The organism is Pseudomonas sp. S3(2024), from assembly GCF_036861315.1.
Lineage (GTDB): Bacteria > Pseudomonadota > Gammaproteobacteria > Pseudomonadales > Pseudomonadaceae > Aquipseudomonas > Aquipseudomonas putida_A.
Genome location: NZ_JAZAQQ010000003.1, coordinates 38,962 through 60,954, shown reverse-complemented (window position 1 = coordinate 60,954; position 21,993 = coordinate 38,962). Strand labels below are relative to the sequence as shown.

The 21,993-nt window shown below is 57.8% G+C and carries 18 protein-coding genes; 8 read left to right on the top strand and 10 right to left on the bottom strand.

The window, feature by feature from the left end; all coding sequences use genetic code 11:
* Positions 1 to 8: 8 nt before the first annotated feature.
* Together rsmG and mnmG are read right to left on the bottom strand one after the other, a co-directional pair.
* Positions 9 to 653 carry a 16S rRNA (guanine(527)-N(7))-methyltransferase RsmG gene (rsmG, locus tag VLA07_RS09485; protein ID WP_003229789.1) on the bottom strand — a complete coding sequence of 215 codons (645 nt, stop codon included), beginning with the start codon at positions 651 to 653 and terminating at the stop codon, positions 9 to 11.
* On the bottom strand, positions 650 to 2,548 hold the full coding sequence (gene mnmG / locus VLA07_RS09480; RefSeq protein ID WP_247267119.1) for a tRNA uridine-5-carboxymethylaminomethyl(34) synthesis enzyme MnmG: 1,899 nt from the start codon (positions 2,546 to 2,548) through the stop codon (positions 650 to 652). The genes rsmG and mnmG overlap by 4 nt, the downstream gene beginning before the upstream one ends.
* A gap of 568 nt (positions 2,549 to 3,116) precedes the next feature.
* Between mnmG and VLA07_RS09475 the strand changes: the two genes are divergently transcribed.
* The 3 genes from VLA07_RS09475 (at position 3,117) to VLA07_RS09465 (ending at position 7,123) form a co-directional block, all read left to right on the top strand.
* Entirely contained in the window at positions 3,117 to 3,623 is a 507-nt protein-coding gene (locus VLA07_RS09475; RefSeq protein ID WP_097090232.1) for a sigma-70 family RNA polymerase sigma factor, read from the top strand.
* Positions 3,623 to 4,570 (top strand): FecR domain-containing protein, encoded by a 948-nt coding sequence (locus VLA07_RS09470; RefSeq protein ID WP_333989107.1) that lies wholly within the window; start codon positions 3,623 to 3,625, stop codon positions 4,568 to 4,570. Before VLA07_RS09475 ends, VLA07_RS09470 begins: the two co-directional genes overlap by 1 nt.
* Positions 4,571 to 4,687: 117 nt before the next feature.
* Positions 4,688 to 7,123, top strand: coding sequence for a TonB-dependent siderophore receptor (locus tag VLA07_RS09465; RefSeq protein WP_333989105.1), 2,436 nt, complete (start codon positions 4,688 to 4,690; stop codon positions 7,121 to 7,123).
* Between the two features lie 40 nt (positions 7,124 to 7,163).
* Here the strand turns inward: VLA07_RS09465 and mnmE are convergent, their stop codons facing one another.
* The 5 genes from mnmE to rpmH form a co-directional block, all read right to left on the bottom strand.
* Positions 7,164 to 8,534 carry a tRNA uridine-5-carboxymethylaminomethyl(34) synthesis GTPase MnmE gene (gene mnmE / locus VLA07_RS09460; RefSeq protein ID WP_247267115.1) on the bottom strand — a complete coding sequence of 457 codons (1,371 nt, stop codon included), beginning with the start codon at positions 8,532 to 8,534 and terminating at the stop codon, positions 7,164 to 7,166.
* An 81-nt stretch (positions 8,535 to 8,615) separates the two neighbouring features.
* Positions 8,616 to 10,298, bottom strand: coding sequence for a membrane protein insertase YidC (yidC, locus tag VLA07_RS09455; protein WP_027610285.1), 1,683 nt, complete (start codon positions 10,296 to 10,298; stop codon positions 8,616 to 8,618).
* 2 nt (positions 10,299 to 10,300) lie between these two features.
* Positions 10,301 to 10,546 carry a membrane protein insertion efficiency factor YidD gene (gene yidD, locus VLA07_RS09450; protein WP_080761984.1) on the bottom strand — a complete coding sequence of 82 codons (246 nt, stop codon included), beginning with the start codon at positions 10,544 to 10,546 and terminating at the stop codon, positions 10,301 to 10,303.
* Entirely contained in the window at positions 10,539 to 10,940 is a 402-nt protein-coding gene (gene rnpA / locus VLA07_RS09445; protein ID WP_011336726.1) for a ribonuclease P protein component, read from the bottom strand. The genes yidD and rnpA overlap by 8 nt, the downstream gene beginning before the upstream one ends.
* Before the next feature lie 16 nt (positions 10,941 to 10,956).
* A complete protein-coding gene (rpmH, locus tag VLA07_RS09440) occupies positions 10,957 to 11,091 on the bottom strand; it encodes a 50S ribosomal protein L34 (RefSeq protein WP_003213577.1) in 135 nt (44 codons plus the stop codon).
* Positions 11,092 to 11,657: 566 nt separating this feature from the next.
* Between rpmH and dnaA the strand changes: the two genes are divergently transcribed.
* The 4 genes from dnaA to gyrB are packed head-to-tail and all read left to right on the top strand — an operon-like array spanning position 11,658 to position 17,865.
* Positions 11,658 to 13,181 (top strand): chromosomal replication initiator protein DnaA, encoded by a 1,524-nt coding sequence (dnaA, locus tag VLA07_RS09435; RefSeq protein WP_095139791.1) that lies wholly within the window; start codon positions 11,658 to 11,660, stop codon positions 13,179 to 13,181.
* A gap of 39 nt (positions 13,182 to 13,220) precedes the next feature.
* The gene (gene dnaN, locus VLA07_RS09430) at positions 13,221 to 14,324 is read left to right on the top strand and encodes a DNA polymerase III subunit beta (protein WP_003220202.1); all 1,104 of its coding nucleotides are present in this window, start codon (positions 13,221 to 13,223) and stop codon (positions 14,322 to 14,324) included.
* 14 nt (positions 14,325 to 14,338) lie between these two features.
* Positions 14,339 to 15,442 (top strand): DNA replication/repair protein RecF, encoded by a 1,104-nt coding sequence (gene recF / locus VLA07_RS09425; protein ID WP_003220208.1) that lies wholly within the window; start codon positions 14,339 to 14,341, stop codon positions 15,440 to 15,442.
* Between the two features lie 5 nt (positions 15,443 to 15,447).
* Positions 15,448 to 17,865, top strand: coding sequence for a DNA topoisomerase (ATP-hydrolyzing) subunit B (gene gyrB / locus VLA07_RS09420; protein WP_007960764.1), 2,418 nt, complete (start codon positions 15,448 to 15,450; stop codon positions 17,863 to 17,865).
* A gap of 133 nt (positions 17,866 to 17,998) precedes the next feature.
* On the opposite strand, the gene VLA07_RS09415 is transcribed toward gyrB, so the two are convergent.
* Positions 17,999 to 18,718 (bottom strand): response regulator transcription factor, encoded by a 720-nt coding sequence (locus VLA07_RS09415; protein WP_134785067.1) that lies wholly within the window; start codon positions 18,716 to 18,718, stop codon positions 17,999 to 18,001.
* A gap of 168 nt (positions 18,719 to 18,886) precedes the next feature.
* Between VLA07_RS09415 and VLA07_RS09410 the strand changes: the two genes are divergently transcribed.
* Positions 18,887 to 20,419 (top strand): sensor histidine kinase, encoded by a 1,533-nt coding sequence (locus tag VLA07_RS09410; RefSeq protein ID WP_333989102.1) that lies wholly within the window; start codon positions 18,887 to 18,889, stop codon positions 20,417 to 20,419.
* A 168-nt stretch (positions 20,420 to 20,587) separates the two neighbouring features.
* On the opposite strand, the gene VLA07_RS09405 is transcribed toward VLA07_RS09410, so the two are convergent.
* On the bottom strand, positions 20,588 to 21,367 hold the full coding sequence (locus tag VLA07_RS09405) for a lysophospholipid acyltransferase family protein (protein ID WP_027610279.1): 780 nt from the start codon (positions 21,365 to 21,367) through the stop codon (positions 20,588 to 20,590).
* 82 nt (positions 21,368 to 21,449) lie between these two features.
* Complete coding sequence (gene gmhB / locus VLA07_RS09400; RefSeq protein WP_177325594.1) at positions 21,450 to 21,989, bottom strand: D-glycero-beta-D-manno-heptose 1,7-bisphosphate 7-phosphatase; 540 nt, start codon at positions 21,987 to 21,989, stop codon at positions 21,450 to 21,452.
* Positions 21,990 to 21,993 lie beyond the last annotated feature (4 nt).

The window sequence follows — 21,993 nt, the reverse complement described above, 5'->3', positions numbered from 1 at the left end:
GTTCCCAATCATGCCGTGCGGCGCAGTATCAGCAGATGGCGTTGGCCTTGGCAACCGGGTACGGCCAGGGCGTGTTCGCTATCGAGTTTGAAGTCTGCCGGCAATGCTACCAGCTCATCGGCCGGATGAACGCCCTTCATTGCCAGCCAGCGCGTGTCGGCATCGCCGAGGTGGCGAGTCCAGTTGGTGAAGTTCTCCATACTGCTGAAAGCCCGGGAAATGATCCCGTTGAATGGCTGGGCAGGCTGGAAGGCTTCGACGCGACTGTGGATAACTTGCAGGTTATCCAGTTTGAGTTCGAGTTTGACCTGAGTCAGGAAGCGGGTTTTCTTGCCGTTGCTGTCCAGACAGGTCACTTGCGAGTCCGGATACAGGATCGCCAGCGGAATGCCGGGCATGCCGCCGCCACTGCCAACATCGAGCCAACGGCCGTTTTCGATGAACGACATCACGCTCAAGCTATCGAGCAGATGCCGCGAAACCATTTCATCAGGATCGCGCACTGCAGTCAGGTTGTAGGCCTGGTTCCATTTGATCAACAGGGCCAGGTAACCCAGCAGCAATTCGTGCTGGGCTGCGCTGAGATTGACACCGAGCTCGCGGGCTCCTGTGGATAACTCTTCGGCGTGTTGCGAAGTGACCTTAGAACTCAAGCGCTTTGCTCCAACTGACGGCCCGCGCCGCGTTTTTTCAAATGAATCATCAACAGCGAAATCGCTGCCGGGGTCACGCCCGGGATCCGCGAAGCCTGGCCGAGCGTCTCCGGACGCGTGGCACCGAGCTTGCTCTGAATCTCCTTGGAGAGACCGGAAATGTTGGTGTAATCGATATCCACAGGCAATTTCGTGTCTTCACTGGCGCGCAGACGGGCGATTTCGTCCTGTTGACGGTCGATGTAACCGGCGTATTTGGTCTTGATTTCAACCTGTTCGGCGACCTGTGGATCTTCAGCGCCCTGCCCGGTCACTTCGACCAGACCAGCGTAGTCGATTTCCGGACGGCTCAAGAGGTTGAGCAAGTTGTATTCGTGAGTCAGCGGCGTGCCGAATTTTTCCGCAATCGCATCGCCCTGCTGGGTGCCCGGGCGAACCCAGGTGCTCTTCAGGCGCTGCTCTTCGAGTTCGATGCTTTCGCGTTTCTTGCAGAAGGCCTCCCAACGCGCGTCATCGACCAGACCCAGTTCACGACCTTTTTCGGTCAAACGCAGGTCGGCGTTGTCCTCGCGCAGAATCAGGCGGTACTCGGCACGGGAAGTGAACATGCGGTACGGCTCTTGGGTACCGAGGGTGATCAGGTCGTCGACCAGCACGCCGATGTACGCCTCATCGCGACGCGGGCACCAGGCTTCTTTGCCCTTGGCACGCAGCGCGGCGTTGGCCCCGGCGAGCAAACCTTGCGCACCGGCTTCTTCGTAACCGGTGGTGCCGTTGATCTGACCAGCGAAGAACAGACCTCCGATGACTTTGGTTTCCAGGCTGTATTTCAGGTCACGCGGGTCGAAGTAGTCGTACTCGATCGCATAACCCGGACGCACGATGTGCGCGTTTTCCATGCCGCGGATCGATTGCACGATCTGCAATTGCACGTCGAACGGCAAGCTTGTGGATATCCCGTTCGGGTACAGCTCATGGGTGGTCAGGCCTTCCGGCTCGATGAACACCTGATGGCTTTCCTTGTCGGCAAAACGATGGATCTTGTCTTCGATCGACGGGCAGTAGCGCGGGCCGATGCCCTCGATTTCGCCGGCGGCGGAATACATCGGCGAACGGTCGAGGTTCGCCGCGATGATTTCGTGGGTGCGGGCGTTGGTGTGGGTAATCCAGCAACTGACCTGGCGCGGATGCTGTTCCTTGTTGCCCATGAACGACATGACCGGGATCGGCGTGTCGCCCGGTTGCTCGGTCATCACCGAGAAATCCACAGACTTGCCGTCAATGCGCGGTGGCGTACCAGTTTTCAGGCGACCAACACGCAGCGGCAGTTCACGCAGACGATGTGCCAGGGCAATCGACGGCGGGTCACCGGCACGACCGCCGGAGAAATTCTGCAAACCGATGTGGATAAGTCCACCGAGGAAGGTACCAGTGGTCAATACCACGGAATCGGCGAAAAACCGCAGACCCATTTGCGTGACAACACCACGTACCTGCTCTTGCTCGACGATCAGGTCGTCAGCGGCCTGTTGAAATATCCACAGGTTCGGTTGGTTTTCCAGAATTTCGCGGACAGCGGCCTTGTACAGAATGCGGTCGGCTTGCGCACGGGTCGCCCGTACGGCCGGACCTTTGCGGCTGTTCAATACGCGAAACTGGATGCCGCCCAGATCGGTAGCCATGGCCATCGCGCCGCCGAGGGCGTCGATTTCCTTGACCAGATGGCTTTTGCCAATGCCACCGATGGCCGGGTTGCAGCTCATGGCACCGAGGGTTTCCACGTTATGCGTCAGCAACAGGGTTTTTGCCCCCATACGTGCTGAGGCCAGTGCTGCCTCGGTACCGGCATGACCGCCGCCGATGACGATCACTTCAAAACGGGAAGGGAAATCCACCACGCACCTCGTGCCTGCTTAAGTAGGTATTCAGGAATAGTTTGAGATCAGGTTTCTGGACCTGGTCGACAAGTATAGGGACTTCGCCCTTCCTAAAGAACCCTTTGCACAAAATTTAACCAGCTGTGGAGAACTCGAGGTTAAAAGAATAAAAAAGAGAGAAATTTATAAAACCTTTGTTTTAATGCTTATTCTTACTGACCGACCTTTTTGTGGATAGATTGCTACAGGCCTTATTATTCAATGTGTACAGGGTTTCAAAACCCTGTTATCAGGTCCGCAGGAGGCCCTTGGATAACCGGTTTAAGCCTGTGGATGAATGGGGTGGTTATCCACAGAGGTAGTTATATCCAGTTTTTACGCCCTGTTATCAACTGACCTCCGTGGCAGTTATTCACAGGGCTTAATCCACAGAAATTCAACCAGACGGTTTTTTCAGGACGCAGTAAAACGCCACCGAGAGATCGGAGACGAGCATGAAGTCGATGGTGGGATGTGACGGGGCTATTGTGAGAGAACGTAACAGAGGCTAATAATAGCCATTATCATTAACTCGTCAGTTTCTCCCATGTCCCTACCCGCCCATCATGCTGCGATCGAGCAAATCTACGAGCAACACCATTCGTGGCTGTATGGATGGCTCAAGGGCAAACTGCACGACGCCTGCGATGCTGCCGATGTCGCGCATGACACTTTCGTGCGGATCCTCGCGGCACGTAATGCGTCGCAGATTCGCGAACCGCGGGATTATCTGGCGACCATTGCACGCGGCCTCGTCATTGATCGCTATCGAAGACAGGCCATCGAAGTTGCCTACTTGCAGACCTTGGCTGCTCGACCAGAAGCCACCGCCATCAGCGAAGAAGACAAGGCGCTGATCATCGAAACCCTGATCGCTGTGGATAAAGCCTTGGCCGGTCTGGGCGCGCGAACCCAGAAGATCTTCATGCTTTCGCAGATCGACGGTTTGACTTATCAACAGATCGCTGCTCAGTTGCAGGTTTCCCTGACCACAGTAAAGAAGCACATGATCCGCGCCCTGACGGAATGTGCCCTGATCATGGCGCAGCGTTGATGCCCACTGCACCGAACCGCAAGGTTTTCGAAGCGGCTGCCAGTTGGTACGTGCAGTTTCAGGCCGATCCGCCGACTCTCGCCGATCAAAAAGCCTGGCAGCTGTGGATAGATAGTGATCCAGCGCATCTGGCGGCCTGGAACCAGATGGAACAACTGCAGCGTCAGCTCGGCACTTTGCCGCTGGATTTGAAACGTCGCGCACTGAATACCGGCCAACAAAGGCGCCAGATCCTGAAATTATTACTGCTCGCGACAGGGACGGGGATCCTTGGCTGGAACGCCCAACAACATACCTCCCTTGGAAATGCCTGGGCTGATTACAAAACCGGCGTTGGCCAGCGTCGCAACATCTCATTGGCGGATGGCAGCCAGATCCAGCTCAATACCGATACGGCCATCGATGTGTCTTTCGACGCAACGCAACGGCTGATTCGTTTGCGCTCGGGTGAAGTCCTCATTCAGACCGGCAAGCTCGGCGATCAGCGGCCGTTTTTGGTCGAAACCGGGGATGGCCGAATTCAAGCGTTGGGTACCCGTTTTTCTGTGCATAAGTTGTCGGGCTCAACGCGGGTTGGCGTGCTGGAAGATCGGGTCAGCGTGCAACCCGCTGATCAATCAACGCGCGCGATGATTTTGAAAGCAGGCGAAGGTGCGGATTTCGATAGTCGGCATATCGGGCTCATTCAACCCTTCGAATCCTCGGCAGTGGCCTGGACCAACGGCCAGCTGATTGTGCTGGATGCGCGGCTGGGCGAGGTGATCGAAGAGCTGGGGCGTTATCGCAGCGGTGTTCTGCACTGCGATAGTCGTGCCCGGGATCTACGGGTATCCGGCACCTTTCGGCTCGATTCCACTGATGCCGTGCTGGCCAATCTTCAGGCCTCGTTACCGATCAACGTCCGCTACTTCACCCGTTACTGGGTCTCGATCAGCCATAGCGTCTGATTGAAAATCTCCTGGGGAAAAAAATCGAAAGCAGGGTTATCTTTTTTTGTCCTGACCCGGCCCTTCAGGTAATCGCGATAAACGCGGCTCTTCGCCACCTTCAGGGCTTATCCACACATGCGTCTTCCCACGTTCCGTCAGCGTTTTTCCCACCACTGCATTGCCTACAGCCTACTGATGACCAGTGCCGCGTCCTGCCTGGCAGTGACCAATAACGCCTTCGCGGCAACGGTCGCGCAGCGCTACACCATTGCTGCCGGCCCGCTGGACAATGCTTTGAGCCAATTCGCCTCCACTGCAAACGTGATTCTGTCGTTCTCGCCGCAGCAGACCAACCGTTTACGCAGTACCGGACTGAACGGCAACTTCACCGTCGAACAGGGATTCGCCCAACTGCTGCAAGGCTCAGGTTTGCAAGCCGTACCCCAAGCGCCGGGTAGCTACATTCTGCAGGCGCTGCCAAATGGTGATTTGCTGGAGCTGGCCCCGACCAACATCAACGGGCAATTGGCCAATCCGATGGATCTGGATTACGCCGCCGACGTCGGCTATAGGGCGCAGAACAGCCGGATCGGTACGAAAACCAGCACGCCGTTGTCGGAAACGCCGCGTTCGGTATCGGTGGTGACCGCCCAGCGCATGAAAGATCAGAAATCTCAGACGCTCACCGAGGTACTCGGCTACGTTCCCGGCATCTTCGCCCCACCGTTTGCAGCGGGCGACAGCCTGGCCGGCGATCTGTTTTTCATTCGTGGTTTCAACGCCACCGATTACGGCTACGGCCTGTTGCGCGATGGACTTCGCGTGCAAGGCAACCGTTATGACACCAGCACCGAACCTTACGGTTTGGAGCGCGTGGAAATTTTCCGTGGACCATCGTCCTTGCTCTATGGGGAAAACGCCCCGGGCGGCCTGGTGAATCTGGTGAGCAAGCGGCCGACCGCAGCTCCACGAGGCGAAGTGCAACTGGGTTATGGCTCGAATAATCGCCGGCAGATTGGCATCGATGTGTCCGGGCCACTCAACGACAGCGGCAATGTGTTGGGACGAGTGGTGATGCTCGGACGCAAGTCCGACACCCAGACCGATCACGTACCGGATGACCGCATTTACATCGCCCCGTCGCTGACGCTGAATTTCGACGACTTCAACACCCTGACCCTGCTGGCCAACTACCAGAAAGATCACACCAATATGGAACTGGGTCTGCCGGCGGCCGGCACATTGCTGAGCAATCCCAACGGCAAGCTATCCAAAGGCACCATGCTTGGCGATCCGGACTGGAACACCTTCGAACGGGAAACCTGGAGCACCGGTTATGAGTTCAGCCATTCCTTCAACGATGACTGGCAGTTCCGCCAGAACTCGCGCTACATGCAGTCGCGGATCACCCGCCATGAAACGTGGCCGGGCAACCTCAATAACGCAGGCTTCGGCACGCGCCTGAACATGACCGCGTACGATCGCTTCAACAAATCCATGGTGTATTCGCTGGATAACCAACTGGAAGGCAAATTCCAGGTCGGCGAGCTGGAAAACACCGTGCTGTTCGGCGCCAGCTACGACCGCACTTCGTTCAATCAGGACTGGAATGCTGGCATCGTCGGGCCAATCGATATCTACGACCCGGTTTACTTGCGCGATCCGACTACACCGATTGCGGTGCAGAACACCCTGCTCGAACAACAGATGAAAGGTGTTTATGCCCAGATCCAGAGCAAATATGACCACTGGTTGTTCTTGCTCGGCGGGCGCCAGGACTGGGTCGACAGTGATTTCCGCGACAAAGTGGCCAAGGGCAGTAACATCAGTTCCGAGGACAAGAAGTTCACCTACCAGGGCGGCGTGATGTACCAGTTCGATAACGGCATGACGCCGTATGTCAGCTATTCCACCTCGTTCGTACCGGTACAGCAGATTTCCAATGCCGGCACACCGCTCGATCCGATCACCAGCAGCCAATACGAAGTGGGCCTCAAGTACGAACCGATCGGCTGGGATACCGCGTTCACCGCGTCGGTATATGACTTGCGCAAAAAGGACGACACCTACTTCGACTCGACCACATCGACCTACCGCCAGGTAGGCGAAAGCCGTTCCAAAGGCGTGGAGCTGGAACTCAACAGCAATCTGACCCAGAACCTCAATGTGACAGCGGCATACACCTACACCGACGCGCGGATTACCAAGGACGCGGCGACCTCGTTGGTCAAAGGCCACCAGATGACCGGCGTGCCACGAAATCAGGCGTCGGTCTGGACCAAGTACCGTTTCCTCGATGGCGATTTGAAAGGTTTGTACGTGGGTGGTGGCGTGCGTTACTTCGACAGTGCCTTCGCCTACACCTCGCCTTCGCTGTACGGCAAGCTGGACGCCGGCGACGTCACGTTGGTGGATGCGGCAATCGGCTATCAGATTGACACGCACTGGAGCGTCGACCTGAACGCCAAGAACCTGTTCGACAAGGAATATGTGTCGGGATGCAACGATGCTGGGCGTTGCTACTGGGGCGAAGATCGCACCTTACTCGGTACGGTGTCTTACAACTGGTGAAACCAAAGGGCTGTGGATAAATTGTCCACAGCCCATTTGGTCATTTACCGATGCAGAAGCTGGAGAAGATCCGGCCAAGCAGGTCATCGGAGCTGAATGCCCCGGTGATTTCTCCCAGAGAGTGCTGGGCCTGACGTAAATCCTCGGCCAGCAGCTCACCGGCACCGGCCAACGTCAGCTGTGCGCGACCATGTTCCAGCGCTGCACTGGCATGGCGCAGAGCCTCCAGATGACGGCGACGGGCACTGAAGCTGCTTTCCGAGGTTTGCTCATAGCCCATGCAGGCCTTGAGGTGTTCGCGCAGCAATTCCAGCCCTTCGCCAGCGGATTTGGCGCTGAGGCTGATGGTCACGTGGCCATCGTCGCTGACTTCCAGAGCGATCGCTTCACCCGTCAGGTCAGCCTTGTTGCGAATCAAGGTGACTTTCGCCGGATCCGGACGGGTTTCGAGAAATTCCGGCCACAGAGCAAACGGATCTGCAGCTTCCGGTGCGGTGGCATCGACTACCAGCAGCACCCGATCCGCTTCAGTGATCGCTTTCAACGCACGCTCGACGCCTATTTTTTCCACCTGATCGTCGGTATCGCGCAGCCCTGCGGTGTCAACCACGTGCAACGGCATGCCGTCGATGTGGATATGTTCGCGCAGGATATCCCGGGTGGTGCCCGCAATTTCGGTCACGATCGCGGCTTCGCGTCCAGCCAGGGCATTCAACAGGCTGGACTTGCCGGCATTTGGACGACCGGCGATCACCACCGTCATGCCATCTCGCAACAACGCGCCCTGCCCGGCTTCACGCAGCACGGTGGATAACTCTTCACGTACCTTGTCGAGCATGCTCAGTACGTGACCGTCGGCCAGGAAATCGATTTCCTCTTCCGGGAAGTCGATGGCGGCTTCGACGTAGATGCGCAGGCCGATCAATTGTTCGGTGAGGTTATGCACACGCTGGGAAAACGCCCCCTGCAGGGAGCGCAAGGCATTGCGAGCAGCCTGTGCAGAACTGGCTTCGATCAGGTCGGCGATCGCCTCGGCCTGAGCCAGGTCGAGTTTGTCATTGAGGAACGCGCGCTCGCTGAATTCACCCGGGCGAGCCAGACGGCAACCCAGTTCCAGGCAACGCTTGAGCAGCATATCGAGGACGATCGGGCCACCGTGCCCCTGCAACTCCAGCACATCTTCGCCAGTGAACGAGTTTGGTCCCGGGAAATACAGGGCCAGTCCTTCGTCCAACACCTGCTGATCAGCACTGAAAAACGGACCGTAATGCGCGTAACGCGGGTTTAGTTCACGGCCGCTGATGGCTTTGGCTGCAACGCTGGCCAACGGTCCGGAAATACGGACGATGCCGACACCGCCGCGACCTTGAGCGGTGGCGACAGCAGCGATGGTTTCACGAGGTATGCTCATAAACCGGAATCCAGACAAAAGTGGCAGATAGCAAAACGCCCCACTAGGGGGCGTTTTGAGTGGTGTTATCCACAGAGTAAGTTACGCCTCGGCTTTTTTCGTCGCCGCTTCGATCTTACGCGTGATGTACCACTGTTGGGCAATCGACAGGCAGTTGTTCACAACCCAGTACAGCACCAGACCAGCCGGGAACCACAGGAAGAAGAAGGTGAAGATGATTGGCATCATTTTCATGACCTTCGCCTGCATCGGATCCGGTGGAGTCGGGTTCAGACGCTGCTGAATGAACATGGTCGCGCCCATGATGATCGGCAGGATGAAGAACGGATCCTTGATCGACAGGTCGGTGATCCACAGCATGAACGGCGCCTGGCGCATTTCCACGCTTTCCAGCAGAACCCAGTACAGCGAAAGGAAAACCGGCATCTGCACGAGGATCGGCAAGCAGCCGCCCAGCGGATTGATCTTCTCTTTCTTGTACAGCTCCATCATGGCTTGCGACATTTTCTGCCGGTCATCGCCATGTTGCTCTTTCAGTGCAGCCAGTTTCGGTGCTACGGCACGCATGCGCGCCATGGATTTGTAGCTGGCAGCCGACAGCGGGAAGAAGATCCCTTTGATCAACATGGTCAGGAAGATGATCGACCAGCCCCAGTTACCCACGATCGCGTGGATGTGTTGCAGCAACCAGAAGATCGGCTGAGCGATGAACCACAGAATGCCGTAGTCGACTGTCAGTTCCAGACCTGGGGATAACTGTTTCAGTACGGCCTGGCTTTTCGGCCCGGCGTACAGAATGGCGCTGGTTTCAACTTTGGCACCCGGTGCAGCGGTCAGCGAAGGACCGGTGTAACCGATGATGTAGTTGCCTTTGCTGTCCTTACGCGTCTGAACAATGTTGTTTTCGCCCTTCGGCGCAACCCATGCAGTCACGAAGTAGTGTTGCAGCCAGGCTACCCAGCCACCGGTGACGGTTTCCTTGAGCTGACCTTTGTCCATGTCTTTCATGGACACTTTCTTGTACGGCTCGGAACTTGTCCACAGGGCAGCGCCCAGGTAAGTCGCGGTGCCGGTGGCAGTGGTCGACGAAGGGTCGGCACTGGCGTCGCGCTTCAGTTGGGCGAACATCGAACCCGACCAAGGCTGAGCGCTCTGGTTATCCACAAGGTAGGTCACGGTCACGTCATACAGGCCGCGTTTCAGGGTGAAACGCTTGATGTAGTTGACGCCGTCCTTGCTGAACTTCAGGTCGACGACCAGTTGGTCCTGACCGTCAGCCAGTTGATAACTTTTCTTCTCCGAGGCGTAAACCGGACGACCGGCCGGGCTTGCGTCCGGACCGTTGGTGCCGATCAGGCCGCTTTGTGCCAGATAAGTACGTTCGCCGCCGTTGTCGAACAGCTGGAACGGTACATCAGGACGATCCTGACGACGTGGATACAGTGGCAAAGTCAGTTGAGCAACGTCACCGCCCTGGGGATCGATCGCCAGATCGAGCACGTCGGTTTTGACCTGGATCAGATCCTTGCTGGCAGCGACCGGGGTTTCCACAGGTGCGCTGGTGTCGCTTGCGGCACGCGGAATATCGTCACTGGCGGAAGCGTTATTGCCAGGAACGGTGTCCGGCAAACCGGATGCAGTCGTACTGGAAGCAACATTCTGAGTCGGCAGGGCAGCCTGGCCATAGTCCTGGTTCCATTTAAGAACCATAACGTAGGACACGATTGCCAGGGCGACGATCAGGATCGTGCGTTTGATATCCATGATTACTCGGCCATCGAAGAAGAACGGGAGGTAGGGATAGGTGGAACCGGGTCATAACCACCGGGATTCCACGGATGACAGCGACCTAAACGACGAAAGGCCAGCCAGCCACCGCGCAGAAGGCCATGATTTTCGATGGCTTCATACGCGTAGCAAGAACAACTGGGGTAGAAACGACAGTGACTGGCCATCAAAGGACTAATGGCGTAGCGATAAAACTGGATCGGAACGAGTGCCAGTTTACGCATCTGGACTGTCTACCCCTACAGTTTCGGTTTTGACTGCTGGAACTGGCTTGTTACGGGCCAGACGCTTCCAGAGTTTGCCGAAATGCTGAATCAATTCGGGGTTTTCTACGTCGCCCAAACCTTTGCGCGCGACGATAACGATATCCCAGCCGACCAGAGAATCCTGGTGCAGACGGAACGATTCGCGCATCAGACGTTTGAGGCGATTGCGCTCAACGGAGAGCTTTACGCTCTTTTTCCCGATAACCAGCCCGAGACGGGGGTGATCAAGATCGTTGTTGCGCGCAAGGAGCAGGAGATTTTTCCCCGGAACCTTGCCGGTAGGGGAGTCAAAGACTGCCTTGAAATGCCGGGGGGTAAGCAGACGCTTTTCCCGACTGAAGTCCTGACTCACCTCCAGTACCGGATTATCAAACTGCCAGACGCGCACGACCTTTGGCGCGACGACGCGACAGGACAGCGCGACCGTTCTTGGTAGCCATGCGAGCACGGAAACCGTGGGTACGAGCGCGTTTGATAGTGCTTGGTTGGAAAGTACGTTTCATGTCGTGTTACCTGGTTCGTCCACAACGGGCCGGAATGGCCCCCGTTTTAAGAGACCGGGGATTCTAGAGAAAGCAAGCCCTCAGGTCAATTTCCAACCAACGTTTCCTTATAAATAGATCTCTGGAGCTTCCGGAAGCGAAATCCTGTTTGCCAGACATAAAAATAAAGAAGGGAATTATTTAAAGCTTTTCTGTAAAGCTTGTAAAAGCTAGGGCAGCCGTCTTCTGTGGATAACCACCTTCAGCCCTTGTAGAGCGGGATGTACAGAGAATGACAACTACAGTGGAAAACCGTGTTCAGCCTGTGCTGCGCTGTCGGATAACCTGTGTGTGGAATGGCCTGTTATCCACAGGCTGGTTATCCACCGAGTTCCACCCCCAGTTGTCCAGTGCCCTCAGAGGCGGTTATCCACAGAGCTTATGCACACACCGTTGGTCGCCTTTTTACCGGTTAACGCATTGATTAATCATGGTCACCACACAACCTGCATGTGGATAAGTGGACGGCTCGCCGCTACAATGGCCGCTTGTTTTTGCCTCACCGGCTTTCAACTTAGGGGATATCCGTGTCAGTGGAACTTTGGCAGCAGTGCGTGGAGCTTTTGCGCGAGGAGCTGCCTGCCCAACAATTCAACACCTGGATCCGTCCACTACAGGTCGAAGCCGAAGGCGACGAGTTGCGCGTCTACGCACCGAACCGTTTTGTGCTGGACTGGGTCAACGAAAAGTACCTCGGTCGCGTCCTTGAACTGCTGGATGAGCACGGCAACGGCATGGCGCCAGCGCTTTCCTTATTAATAGGCAGCAAACGCAGCTCGGCACCGCGTGCCGCGCCGAACGCGCCGTTGGCCGCTGCGCAGGTGTCCCAGGCTCAGGCCAATACCGTGCCGGCCAGTGCGCCAGCACCCGCTCCAAGTGCAGCTCCGGCCAAGCGCTCGACGCAGAAAACCGAGGAAGTCAGTGAAGAGCCGTCCCGCGACAGCTTTGACCCGATGGCCGGTGCGGCCTCGCAACAGGCCCCGGTTCGCGCCGAACAGCGCACCGTTCAGGTCGAAGGCGCGCTCAAGCACACCAGTTACCTGAACCGCACCTTCACCTTCGAGAACTTCGTCGAAGGCAAGTCCAACCAGCTCGCCCGCGCGGCAGCCTGGCAGGTGGCGGACAATCCCAAGCACGGTTACAACCCGCTGTTCCTTTATGGCGGCGTCGGCCTGGGTAAAACTCACTTGATGCACGCAGTGGGTAACCATTTATTAAAGAAGAACCCGAATGCCAAGGTTGTGTACCTGCATTCCGAGCGCTTCGTGGCCGACATGGTCAAGGCGCTGCAACTGAACGCGATCAACGAGTTCAAGCGTTTCTATCGTTCGGTGGACGCTCTGCTGATCGACGATATTCAGTTCTTCGCCCGTAAAGAGCGTTCCCAGGAAGAGTTTTTCCACACCTTCAACGCCCTGCTTGAAGGTGGCCAGCAGGTCATTCTTACCAGTGACCGCTACCCGAAAGAAATTGAAGGCCTTGAAGAGCGCCTCAAATCCCGCTTCGGTTGGGGCCTGACGGTTGCCGTCGAGCCGCCGGAGCTGGAAACCCGTGTGGCGATCTTGATGAAGAAGGCCGACCAGGCCAAAGTCGAGTTGCCTCACGATGCGGCGTTCTTCATCGCCCAACGAATTCGTTCCAACGTCCGTGAGCTGGAAGGCGCGCTGAAACGCGTGATCGCCCACTCGCACTTCATGGGCCGCGACATCACCATCGAGTTGATCCGCGAATCCCTGAAAGACTTGTTGGCACTGCAGGACAAACTGGTCTCTGTGGATAACATTCAGCGCACTGTCGCCGAGTACTACAAGATCAAGATTTCCGACCTGCTGTCCAAGCGCCGTTCGCGCTCGGTGGCACGCCCGCGTCAGGTGGCCATGGCATTGTCCAAGGAACTGACCAACCACAGCCTGCCGGAAATCGGCGATGTGTTTGGTGGTCGCGACCACACGACGGTGTTGCACGCCTGCCGCAAGATCAACGAACTTAAGGAATCCGACGCGGACATCCGCGAGGACTACAAGAACCTGCTGCGTACACTGACCACTTGATGAACTCCAGCGCAGCTTATTAAGGCAAGGGACTAGACCATGCATTTCACCATTCAACGCGAAGCCCTGTTGAAACCCCTGCAACTGGTCGCAGGCGTCGTCGAGCGCCGACAGACCTTGCCGGTACTGTCCAACGTGCTGTTGGTCGTCGATGGCCAGCAACTGTCGCTGACCGGTACCGATCTGGAAGTCGAGCTGGTCGGTCGCGTGCAACTCGAAGAGCCGGCTGAAACCGGCTCCATCACCGTGCCTGCGCGCAAGCTGATGGACATCTGCAAGAGCCTGCCCAACGACGCGCTGATCGACATCAAGGTCGACGAGCAGAAGCTGGTCGTGAAGGCCGGCCGTAGCCGTTTCACCCTGTCGACCCTGCCCGCCAATGATTTCCCGACGGTTGAAGAAGGCCCGGGTTCGCTGACCTGCAGCCTGGAGCAGAGCAAACTGCGTCGCCTGATCGAACGCACCAGCTTCGCCATGGCCCAGCAGGACGTGCGCTACTACCTCAACGGCATGCTGCTGGAAGTCTCGGCCGGTGTGATCCGCGCCGTGGCAACCGACGGTCACCGTCTGGCCATGTGCTCGATGCAGGCCGATATCGGTCAGCCGGATCGTCACCAGGTGATCGTGCCACGCAAAGGCATTCTGGAACTGGCGCGTCTGCTCACCGAACCGGATGGCAACGTCAGCATCGTTCTGGGTCAACACCACATCCGCGCCACCACCGGCGAATTCACCTTCACCTCGAAGCTGGTCGACGGCAAGTTCCCGGACTATGAGCGCGTTCTGCCGAAGGGTGGTGACAAGCTGGTACTGGGCGATCGTCAGGCCCTGCGTGAAGCGTTCAGCCGTACTGCGATTCTGTCTAACGAGAAATACCGCGGCATCCGTCTGCAACTGGCCAACGGTCAGTTGAAGATCCAGGCCAACAACCCGGAGCAGGAAGAAGCGGAAGAAGAAGTGGGCGTTGAATACAACGGCGGTTCGCTGGAAATCGGCTTCAACGTGAGCTACCTGCTCGACGTGCTGGGCGTGATGACCACCGAACAGGTTCGCCTGATCCTGTCCGACTCCAACAGCAGTGCGCTGGTGCAAGAGTCCGACAATGACGACTCGGCTTATGTTGTCATGCCGATGCGTCTGTAATCAGCTGATCCTGGATGTCCTTAAGTCGTGTTTCGGTCACCGCGGTGCGCAATCTGCACCCGGTGACCTTCTCCCCCTCCCCCCGCATCAACATTCTTTACGGCGCCAACGGCAGCGGCAAAACCAGTGTTCTGGAAGCCATTCATCTGCTGGGGCTTGCCCGTTCGTTTCGTAGCACGCGGCTGTTGCCGGTCATCCAGTACGAGCAACTCGCCTGCACGGTGTTCGGTCAGGTCGAACTGGCCGAGGGTGGCCACAGTGCGTTGGGGATATCTCGCGACCGTCAGGGCGAGTTCCAGATCCGCATCGACGGGCAGAACGCTCGCAGTGCCGCGCAACTGGCCGAGATCCTGCCATTGCAACTGATCAACCCCGACAGCTTCCGCCTGCTCGAAGGTGCGCCGAAGATTCGCCGGCAGTTTCTCGATTGGGGCGTGTTCCACGTCGAACCGCGTTTCATGGCGACCTGGCAGCGTTTGCAGAAGGCCTTGCGCCAGAGAAACTCCTGGCTGCGGCATGGTACACTTGACGCCGTTTCGCAAGCGGTTTGGGACAGGGAGCTGTGCCAGGCCAGCGCTGAAATCGATGAATACCGCCGCGCTTACATCAAAGCCTTGAAACCAGTCTTTGAACAAACCTTGAGCGAACTGGTTGAGCTTGAAGGTTTGACGCTCAGCTATTACCGAGGCTGGGACAAGGACCGGGAATTGAGTGCCGTACTGGCTGGCTCCGTGCAACGGGACCAGCAAATGGGTCATACCCAGGCCGGACCGCAACGCGCTGACTTGCGCCTTAGATTGGGCGCACACAATGCCGCGGACATCTTGTCCCGGGGTCAGCAGAAGCTGGTGGTCTGCGCCCTGCGAATTGCCCAGGGGCATCTGGTGAGCCAGGCCCGACGCGGCCAGTGTATTTATCTGGTGGATGACTTGCCGTCCGAGCTGGACGAAAGCCACCGTCGCGCGCTGTGCCGCTTGCTGGAAGACTTACGCTGCCAGGTTTTCATCACCTGTGTAGATCACGAATTATTGAGGGAAGGCTGGCAGACGGAAACGCCAGTCGCTCTGTTCCACGTGGAACAGGGCCGTATCACCCAGACCCACGACCATCGGGAGTGAAGGCATTGAGCGAAGAAAATACGTACGACTCAACGAGCATTAAAGTGCTGAAAGGCCTGGATGCCGTACGCAAACGTCCCGGTATGTACATTGGTGACACCGACGATGGCAGCGGTCTGCACCACATGGTGTTCGAGGTGGTCGACAACTCGATCGACGAAGCCCTCGCCGGCCACTGCGACGACATCAGCATCATCATCCACCCGGATGAGTCCATCACCGTCAAAGACAACGGCCGTGGCATCCCGGTAGACGTGCACAAAGAGGAAGGCGTTTCCGCCGCCGAGGTCATCATGACCGTCCTCCACGCTGGCGGTAAGTTCGACGACAACTCCTACAAGGTATCCGGCGGTCTGCACGGTGTAGGTGTGTCGGTCGTAAACGCCCTGTCCGAAGAGCTGGTATTGACCGTACGCCGCAGCGGCAAGATCTGGGAACAGACCTACGTCCACGGTGTACCTCAGGCGCCGATGGCGATCGTTGGCGACAGCGAAACCACCGGTACCCAGATCCACTTCAAGGCTTCCAGCGAAACCTTCAAGAACATTCACTTCAGCTGGGACATTCTGGCCAAGCGCATTCGTGAACTATCGTTCCTCAACTCCGGTGTCGGCATCGTCCTCAAGGACGAGCGCAGCGGCAAGGAAGAGCTGTTCAAGTACGAAGGCGGCCTGCGTGCGTTCGTTGAATACCTGAACACCAACAAGACTGCGGTCAACCAGGTGTTCCACTTCAACATCCAGCGTGAAGACGGCATCGGCGTAGAAATCGCCCTGCAATGGAACGACAGCTTCAACGAGAACCTGTTGTGCTTCACCAACAACATTCCGCAGCGCGACGGCGGTACTCACCTGGTGGGTTTCCGTTCCGCACTGACGCGTAACCTGAACAACTATATCGAGCAGGAAGGTCTGGCGAAGAAGCACAAAGTCGCGACCACCGGTGACGATGCCCGTGAAGGCCTGACCGCGATCATCTCGGTAAAAGTGCCGGATCCGAAGTTCAGCTCGCAGACCAAAGACAAGCTGGTGTCTTCCGAAGTGAAGACCGCGGTCGAGCAGGAGATGGGCAAGTACTTCTCCGACTTCCTGCTGGAAAACCCGAACGAAGCCAAGCTGGTCGTCGGCAAGATGATCGACGCGGCCCGTGCCCGTGAAGCGGCGCGCAAGGCCCGTGAGATGACCCGCCGCAAAGGCGCGCTGGACATCGCCGGTCTGCCGGGCAAGCTCGCTGACTGCCAGGAAAAAGATCCTGCGCTGTCCGAACTGTACCTCGTGGAAGGTGACTCCGCGGGCGGCTCTGCCAAGCAGGGACGTAACCGCAAGACCCAGGCGATCCTGCCGCTGAAGGGCAAGATCCTCAACGTCGAGAAAGCACGCTTCGACAAGATGATCTCGTCCCAGGAAGTGGGCACGCTGATCACTGCACTCGGCTGCGGTATCGGTCGCGAAGAGTACAACATCGACAAGCTGCGCTATCACAACATCATCATCATGACCGATGCTGACGTCGACGGTTCGCACATCCGTACCCTGCTGCTGACCTTCTTCTTCCGTCAGTTGCCGGAGCTGATCGAGCGCGGCTACATCTACATCGCCCAGCCGCCGCTGTACAAGGTCAAGAAAGGCAAGCAAGAGCAATACATCAAAGACGACGACGCCATGGAAGAGTACATGACGCAGTCGGCTCTGGAAGATGCGAGCCTGCACCTGAACGAAGAGGCTCCGGGCATTTCCGGTGAAGCGCTCGAGCGTCTGGTGAACGACTTCCGCATGGTGATGAAGACCCTCAAGCGTCTGTCGCGCCTGTACCCGCAGGAACTGACCGAACACTTCATCTACCTGCCGGCCGTGAGCCTGGAAATGCTCGGCGACCACGCCAAGATGCAGGACTGGCTGGCTCAGTACGAAGTGCGTCTGCGCACCGTCGAGAAGTCGGGCCTGGTCTACAAGGCCAGCCTGCGTGAAGATCGTGAACGTGGCGTTTGGCTGCCAGAGGTCGAGCTGATCTCCCACGGCCTGTCGAACTACGTCACCTTCAACCGCGACTTCTTCGGCAGCAACGACTACAAGACCGTCGTCACCCTCGGCGCTCAACTGAGCACCCTGCTTGACGAAGGCGCGTACATCCAGCGTGGCGAGCGCAAGAAAGCGGTCACCGAGTTCAAGGAAGCCCTCGACTGGCTGATGGCCGAAAGCACCAAGCGCCACACCATCCAGCGCTACAAAGGTCTGGGTGAAATGAACCCGGATCAGCTGTGGGAAACCACCATGGACCCAAGCGTGCGCCGCATGCTGAAAGTCACCATCGAAGACGCCATTGGCGCAGACCAGATCTTCAACACCCTGATGGGTGATGCGGTCGAACCTCGCCGTGACTTCATCGAGAGCAATGCGCTGGCGGTTTCGAACCTGGATTTCTGATCCCGGCCGGCGGCAAACAAAAAGGCCAACGCTCATGCGTTGGCCTTTTTATTGACAGATCAAAAGATCGCAGCCTACGGCAGCTCCACATGGATTACCGGTAGGAGCTGCCGCAGGCTGCGATCTTTTGTTTTTACTCGGATGCAACCGTCACACTCTCCAACCGATACCCATACCCATAAATCGTCAGCAACTGCCAACCGCGATCCGCCGTCAGTCCCAGCTTGTTGCGCAGGCGATAAATGTGCGTATCCAGCGGCCGTGACGAAGCGACTTCTTCGTGGGGCCAGAAGCGTTCGTACAGGTACTCCCGCGACAATGGCCGACCCAGGTTACTGAACAGGCAGCGCGCCAGGCGGTATTCACGCTCCGTCATGACCACTGCCTTGCCCTCGCGGGTGACGCTCAGTTCGGCATCGTCGAAGGTCAGGTCATTGAAACTCAGGACTTCGGCAGCGCTACTGCGTTGCTGGCTGTGCCGGCGCAGTACAGCGGCGACTCGGGCTTTCAGCTCGTTGGGGCGGAACGGTTTGCTGACGTAATCGTCGGCACCGGCGTTCAGCGCCTGGACGATATCGCTTTCGCCGTCGCGGCTGGTCAGCATGATCGCGGCGGGCGGCGCCTCCATGTGTTCGCGGGTCCAGCGCAGCAGCGCCAGGCCGGACAGGTCGGGCAGTTGCCAGTCGAGGATCAGCAGGTCGAAGGTGTCCCGCCGCAATTGGCGCAACAGGTCCTCGCCCCGTTCAAAGCTGTGCAACGACCAAGGCTGGTCTCCCTCCGCAGCCATCTGCTGCAGGGTTTGCTCGACCCGACGCAGTTCGGCGGGTTCATCGTCCAGTATCGCAACGCGCATACGCGTGGGTTCCTTGTTGCTTGAGCAGTGGCCGGCAACCCTGAAGGCTCGGCCTGTGCAGTAAAAGTAAGCAGTCCACCATCGGTCGACGTCCGCTATGATTCTTCGGATCTACATCCTCAGACCTGTGGCCCATGAAACCATTCACTGTCCCCTGCCCTGTTTGTCATGAATAGCCCGCGTCGGCGTGAAAGCCGCGAGCCAAGTCAGGTCCAGCGTCTGTTTCGACGGCTGGTGCGTGATTGGTTGTGGATAAGTCTAGTGCTGTTGCCGCTGACTGCCTTGTTGTCGTATCGCGCGCAGATCAATCTGCACGACGTGGTACCGATGTGGAGCGCGTTGCTTTCGGTAGGGCTGGTAGCCTGCGTACTCGGATTGTTGCTGTGGCGCCCGCGCTGGGCGATCTGGGTGACATCGTGCGGTGTGACTTGTGTGCTGCTGGCTAGCGCCGGGCTGGCGGAAGTTCGACACTGGTGGTCCCCGACTCCAGCGGCGCTGGGCATGTTGTTCGGCTACCTGATCTGGAACTGGCGGCGCCTGAGTGTGGTGCTGACGTATTTTGGCTGGGAGCTGGCCCGACTGGACCGCGAGCCGAAAGTATTTCCCGAGCGGCGCCGTGCGCAATTCACCAGCGCTGATCAGCTGCAGGGCCAGATCATGGCACTGGAGCAAGCCATGAGCCGCACCCGCGATACCCGGCGTTTCATTGCCGACGGTCTGGAATACCTGCCGGTGGCGACGCTGATCAGCGATCCCAAGGGGCAGATTCTGCTGGGAAACCGCAAGGCCCGGGTATTGTTCGATGACCCGCTGGTCGGTGACTATGTTCTCGAGCAACTGGCCCGCCTCGGTTATCCGGAATTGTCCACAGAACCACGCCCGGCGCTGTCGGACCTGACGCTGCTGGAGTTTCGCGATCACAAGGAACGCAGTTTGCGTCTGGAACGGGCGGCTTTGCTGCCGGTGGATGGCGATACTCCCATCGGCTGGCTGCTGAGCCTCACCGATCTGAGCGCCGAACGCGCCGCAGAAGAACAGCGTGGGGTCTTGCTGCGGTTCCTTTCCCACGATCTGCGCGCCCCGCATTCGGCGATTTTGGCCCTGCTCGATGTACATCGCCATCAAGCCGGCGCGGATTCACCGCTGTTCGAGCAGATCGAGCGCCAGGTACGCCGGGCGCTCGATCTGACTGACGGTTTCGTTCTGCTGGCGCGGGCCGAATCCGAGGCTTATCAGTTCCAGCCCAGTCTGTTCGCGATGCTGGTGCTGGACGTGCTGGATCAGGCGCTGCCCATTGCTCAGCAGAAAAGCATCAAACTGCTGCACACGATGGACGAACAATCCCAAGAGCGTCTGATCAACGCTGACCAGGGCCTGCTGACCCGCGCCTTGTTCAACCTGCTGGAGAACGCCATCAAGTACAGCCCGGTCGGTACCACGATCAAGTTGAACGTCAGTTGCCAGGGTGAGTGGCTATGCTGTGAATTGACCGATCAGGGCAAAGGCATTGCCGCCGAGGAGCTGCCGGATCTGTTCACCCAGTACCGGCGCTTTTCGTCGGCGCAGGGGATTGATGGCGTTGGGTTGGGGCTGTCGATGGTCAAGGCAGTAGTCGACCATCATGGCGGTAACATCGAGTGCCACAGTATCGTCGATCAAGGCACCACGTTCCGGCTGCAGTTACCGCTGATCTGCGAGTGAACAGGCTCAAAAAAACCGGCTATATCAGCCGGTTTTTTTACTTCCGAAAAAAACTTATGCACCTTTTACGGTGTTTTATGAGCTTGAGAAATATATAAGTAAATCAATCGGTTACTTTCAATATTCAGGCTTTTTCAACAAAACCGTACACAGGTTATCCACAAAATCTCAGACAGCCACCTGATCATTCGCGGCAGGCGCCTGCGGTGCTGGTGGCAGCGAACCCATTTCGCGCTGGGTCTGTTCGTTCCAGGCCTGTACCCGGTCGTTCAGCTCGGCGATGGCGCGCGGACCAGTGCCTTCGGCATACATCGGCTCACCGATAACCACGGTGATCACGCCCGGCGTCTTGCCCCAGCCGATTTTCGGCCAGAATTTGCCGGCATTGTGTGCAATCGGCAGCACCGGAAGCGCCGCATTTACCGCTAACGCGCTGCCACTGCGCGAGAACTTGCCGACGGTGCCGTAAGGAACGCGGGTGCCCTCAGGGAAGATCAATACCCAGACGTTGTCCTTGAGCAGTTCATCGCCCTTGGCCGCGACTTGTTTGAGCGCCGCTTTCGGGTTGTCGCGGTCAATCGCGATCGGCCGCAGCATGGCCATGGCCCAGCCGAAGAACGGCACGTAGAGCAATTCGCGCTTGAGCACCTGGCTCAAGGGCGAGAAATAAGCAGAGAGAAAGAACGTCTCCCAGGTGCTCTGGTGGTTCGACTGAATCACGCAGGGCCGATCCGGCACGTTTTCCGCACCTTTGATCTCGTAACGAATGCCGAGAAACACCTTGGTCAACCACAAGGCGCAACGGCACCAGTACACGTTGATGAAACGATAACGCGCCTTGAACGGCAGAAAGGGCGCGATAAAAAAGCTCAGGCTGCACCACAGCAAGGCAGTAGTGCCCAGCAGCAGGTAAAAGAGAAAAATTCTGATGGCCTGCAGTATCGACATGGCGACGTTTACCGTTACGGGCGATGCCCGACTGTTCAAGCGCACTCCCGATCAATCCCTGGTCAGGAACTTCAGAAGCACTCTAGTTGTGGATAAGTTCTGCGGCAATCGCCGCCAGATCGTCAAAAATCAGGGTGCCGACCGGAAGGGTCTTGCCCAGAGTTTTTTCGCCTTTCCCGGTCTTTACCAAAACGGGCTGTGAATCGACGGCTTTGGCGGCCTCCAGGTCACCAAGGCTGTCGCCGACGAACCAGACATTCGTCAGCGCCACGTTGTAATGCGCCGCGATGGTTTGCAACATCCCCGGCTTCGGCTTGCGGCAATCGCAACCCTCGTCCGGACCATGCGGGCAGTACACGATCAGCCCGACTTCACCGCCCTGCTCTGCCACGAGCGTGCGCAGGCGCGCGTGCATGGCGTCGAGGGTGGCAAGGTCGTAATAGCCGCGAGCAATGCCCGACTGGTTGGTAGCGACCGCCACCGTCCAGCCGGCCTTGCTCAACTGCGCAATCGCCTCGATCGAGCCGGGCAGTGGAATCCACTCCTCCACCGACTTGATGTAAGCGTCGGAGTCGTAATTGATCACTCCATCCCGATCGAGAATCAGCAGTTTCAACAGCAATCCC

Excerpts from the sequence above, each read along its gene's own strand:
- VLA07_RS09475 (WP_097090232.1), top strand. The coding sequence starts at position 3,117 with ATGTCCCTACCCGCCCATCATGCTGCGATCGAGCAAATCTACGAGCAA.
- VLA07_RS09470 (WP_333989107.1), top strand. The coding sequence starts at position 3,623 with ATGCCCACTGCACCGAACCGCAAGGTTTTCGAAGCGGCTGCCAGTTGG.
- VLA07_RS09465 (WP_333989105.1), top strand. The coding sequence starts at position 4,688 with ATGCGTCTTCCCACGTTCCGTCAGCGTTTTTCCCACCACTGCATTGCC.
- mnmE (WP_247267115.1), bottom strand. The coding sequence starts at position 8,534 with ATGAGCATACCTCGTGAAACCATCGCTGCTGTCGCCACCGCTCAAGGT.
- yidC (WP_027610285.1), bottom strand. The coding sequence starts at position 10,298 with ATGGATATCAAACGCACGATCCTGATCGTCGCCCTGGCAATCGTGTCC.
- yidD (WP_080761984.1), bottom strand. The coding sequence starts at position 10,546 with ATGCGTAAACTGGCACTCGTTCCGATCCAGTTTTATCGCTACGCCATT.
- rpmH (WP_003213577.1), bottom strand. The coding sequence starts at position 11,091 with ATGAAACGTACTTTCCAACCAAGCACTATCAAACGCGCTCGTACCCAC.
- dnaN (WP_003220202.1), top strand. The coding sequence starts at position 13,221 with ATGCATTTCACCATTCAACGCGAAGCCCTGTTGAAACCCCTGCAACTG.
- recF (WP_003220208.1), top strand. The coding sequence starts at position 14,339 with ATGTCCTTAAGTCGTGTTTCGGTCACCGCGGTGCGCAATCTGCACCCG.
- VLA07_RS09415 (WP_134785067.1), bottom strand. The coding sequence starts at position 18,718 with ATGCGCGTTGCGATACTGGACGATGAACCCGCCGAACTGCGTCGGGTC.
- VLA07_RS09410 (WP_333989102.1), top strand. The coding sequence starts at position 18,887 with ATGAATAGCCCGCGTCGGCGTGAAAGCCGCGAGCCAAGTCAGGTCCAG.
- VLA07_RS09405 (WP_027610279.1), bottom strand. The coding sequence starts at position 21,367 with ATGTCGATACTGCAGGCCATCAGAATTTTTCTCTTTTACCTGCTGCTG.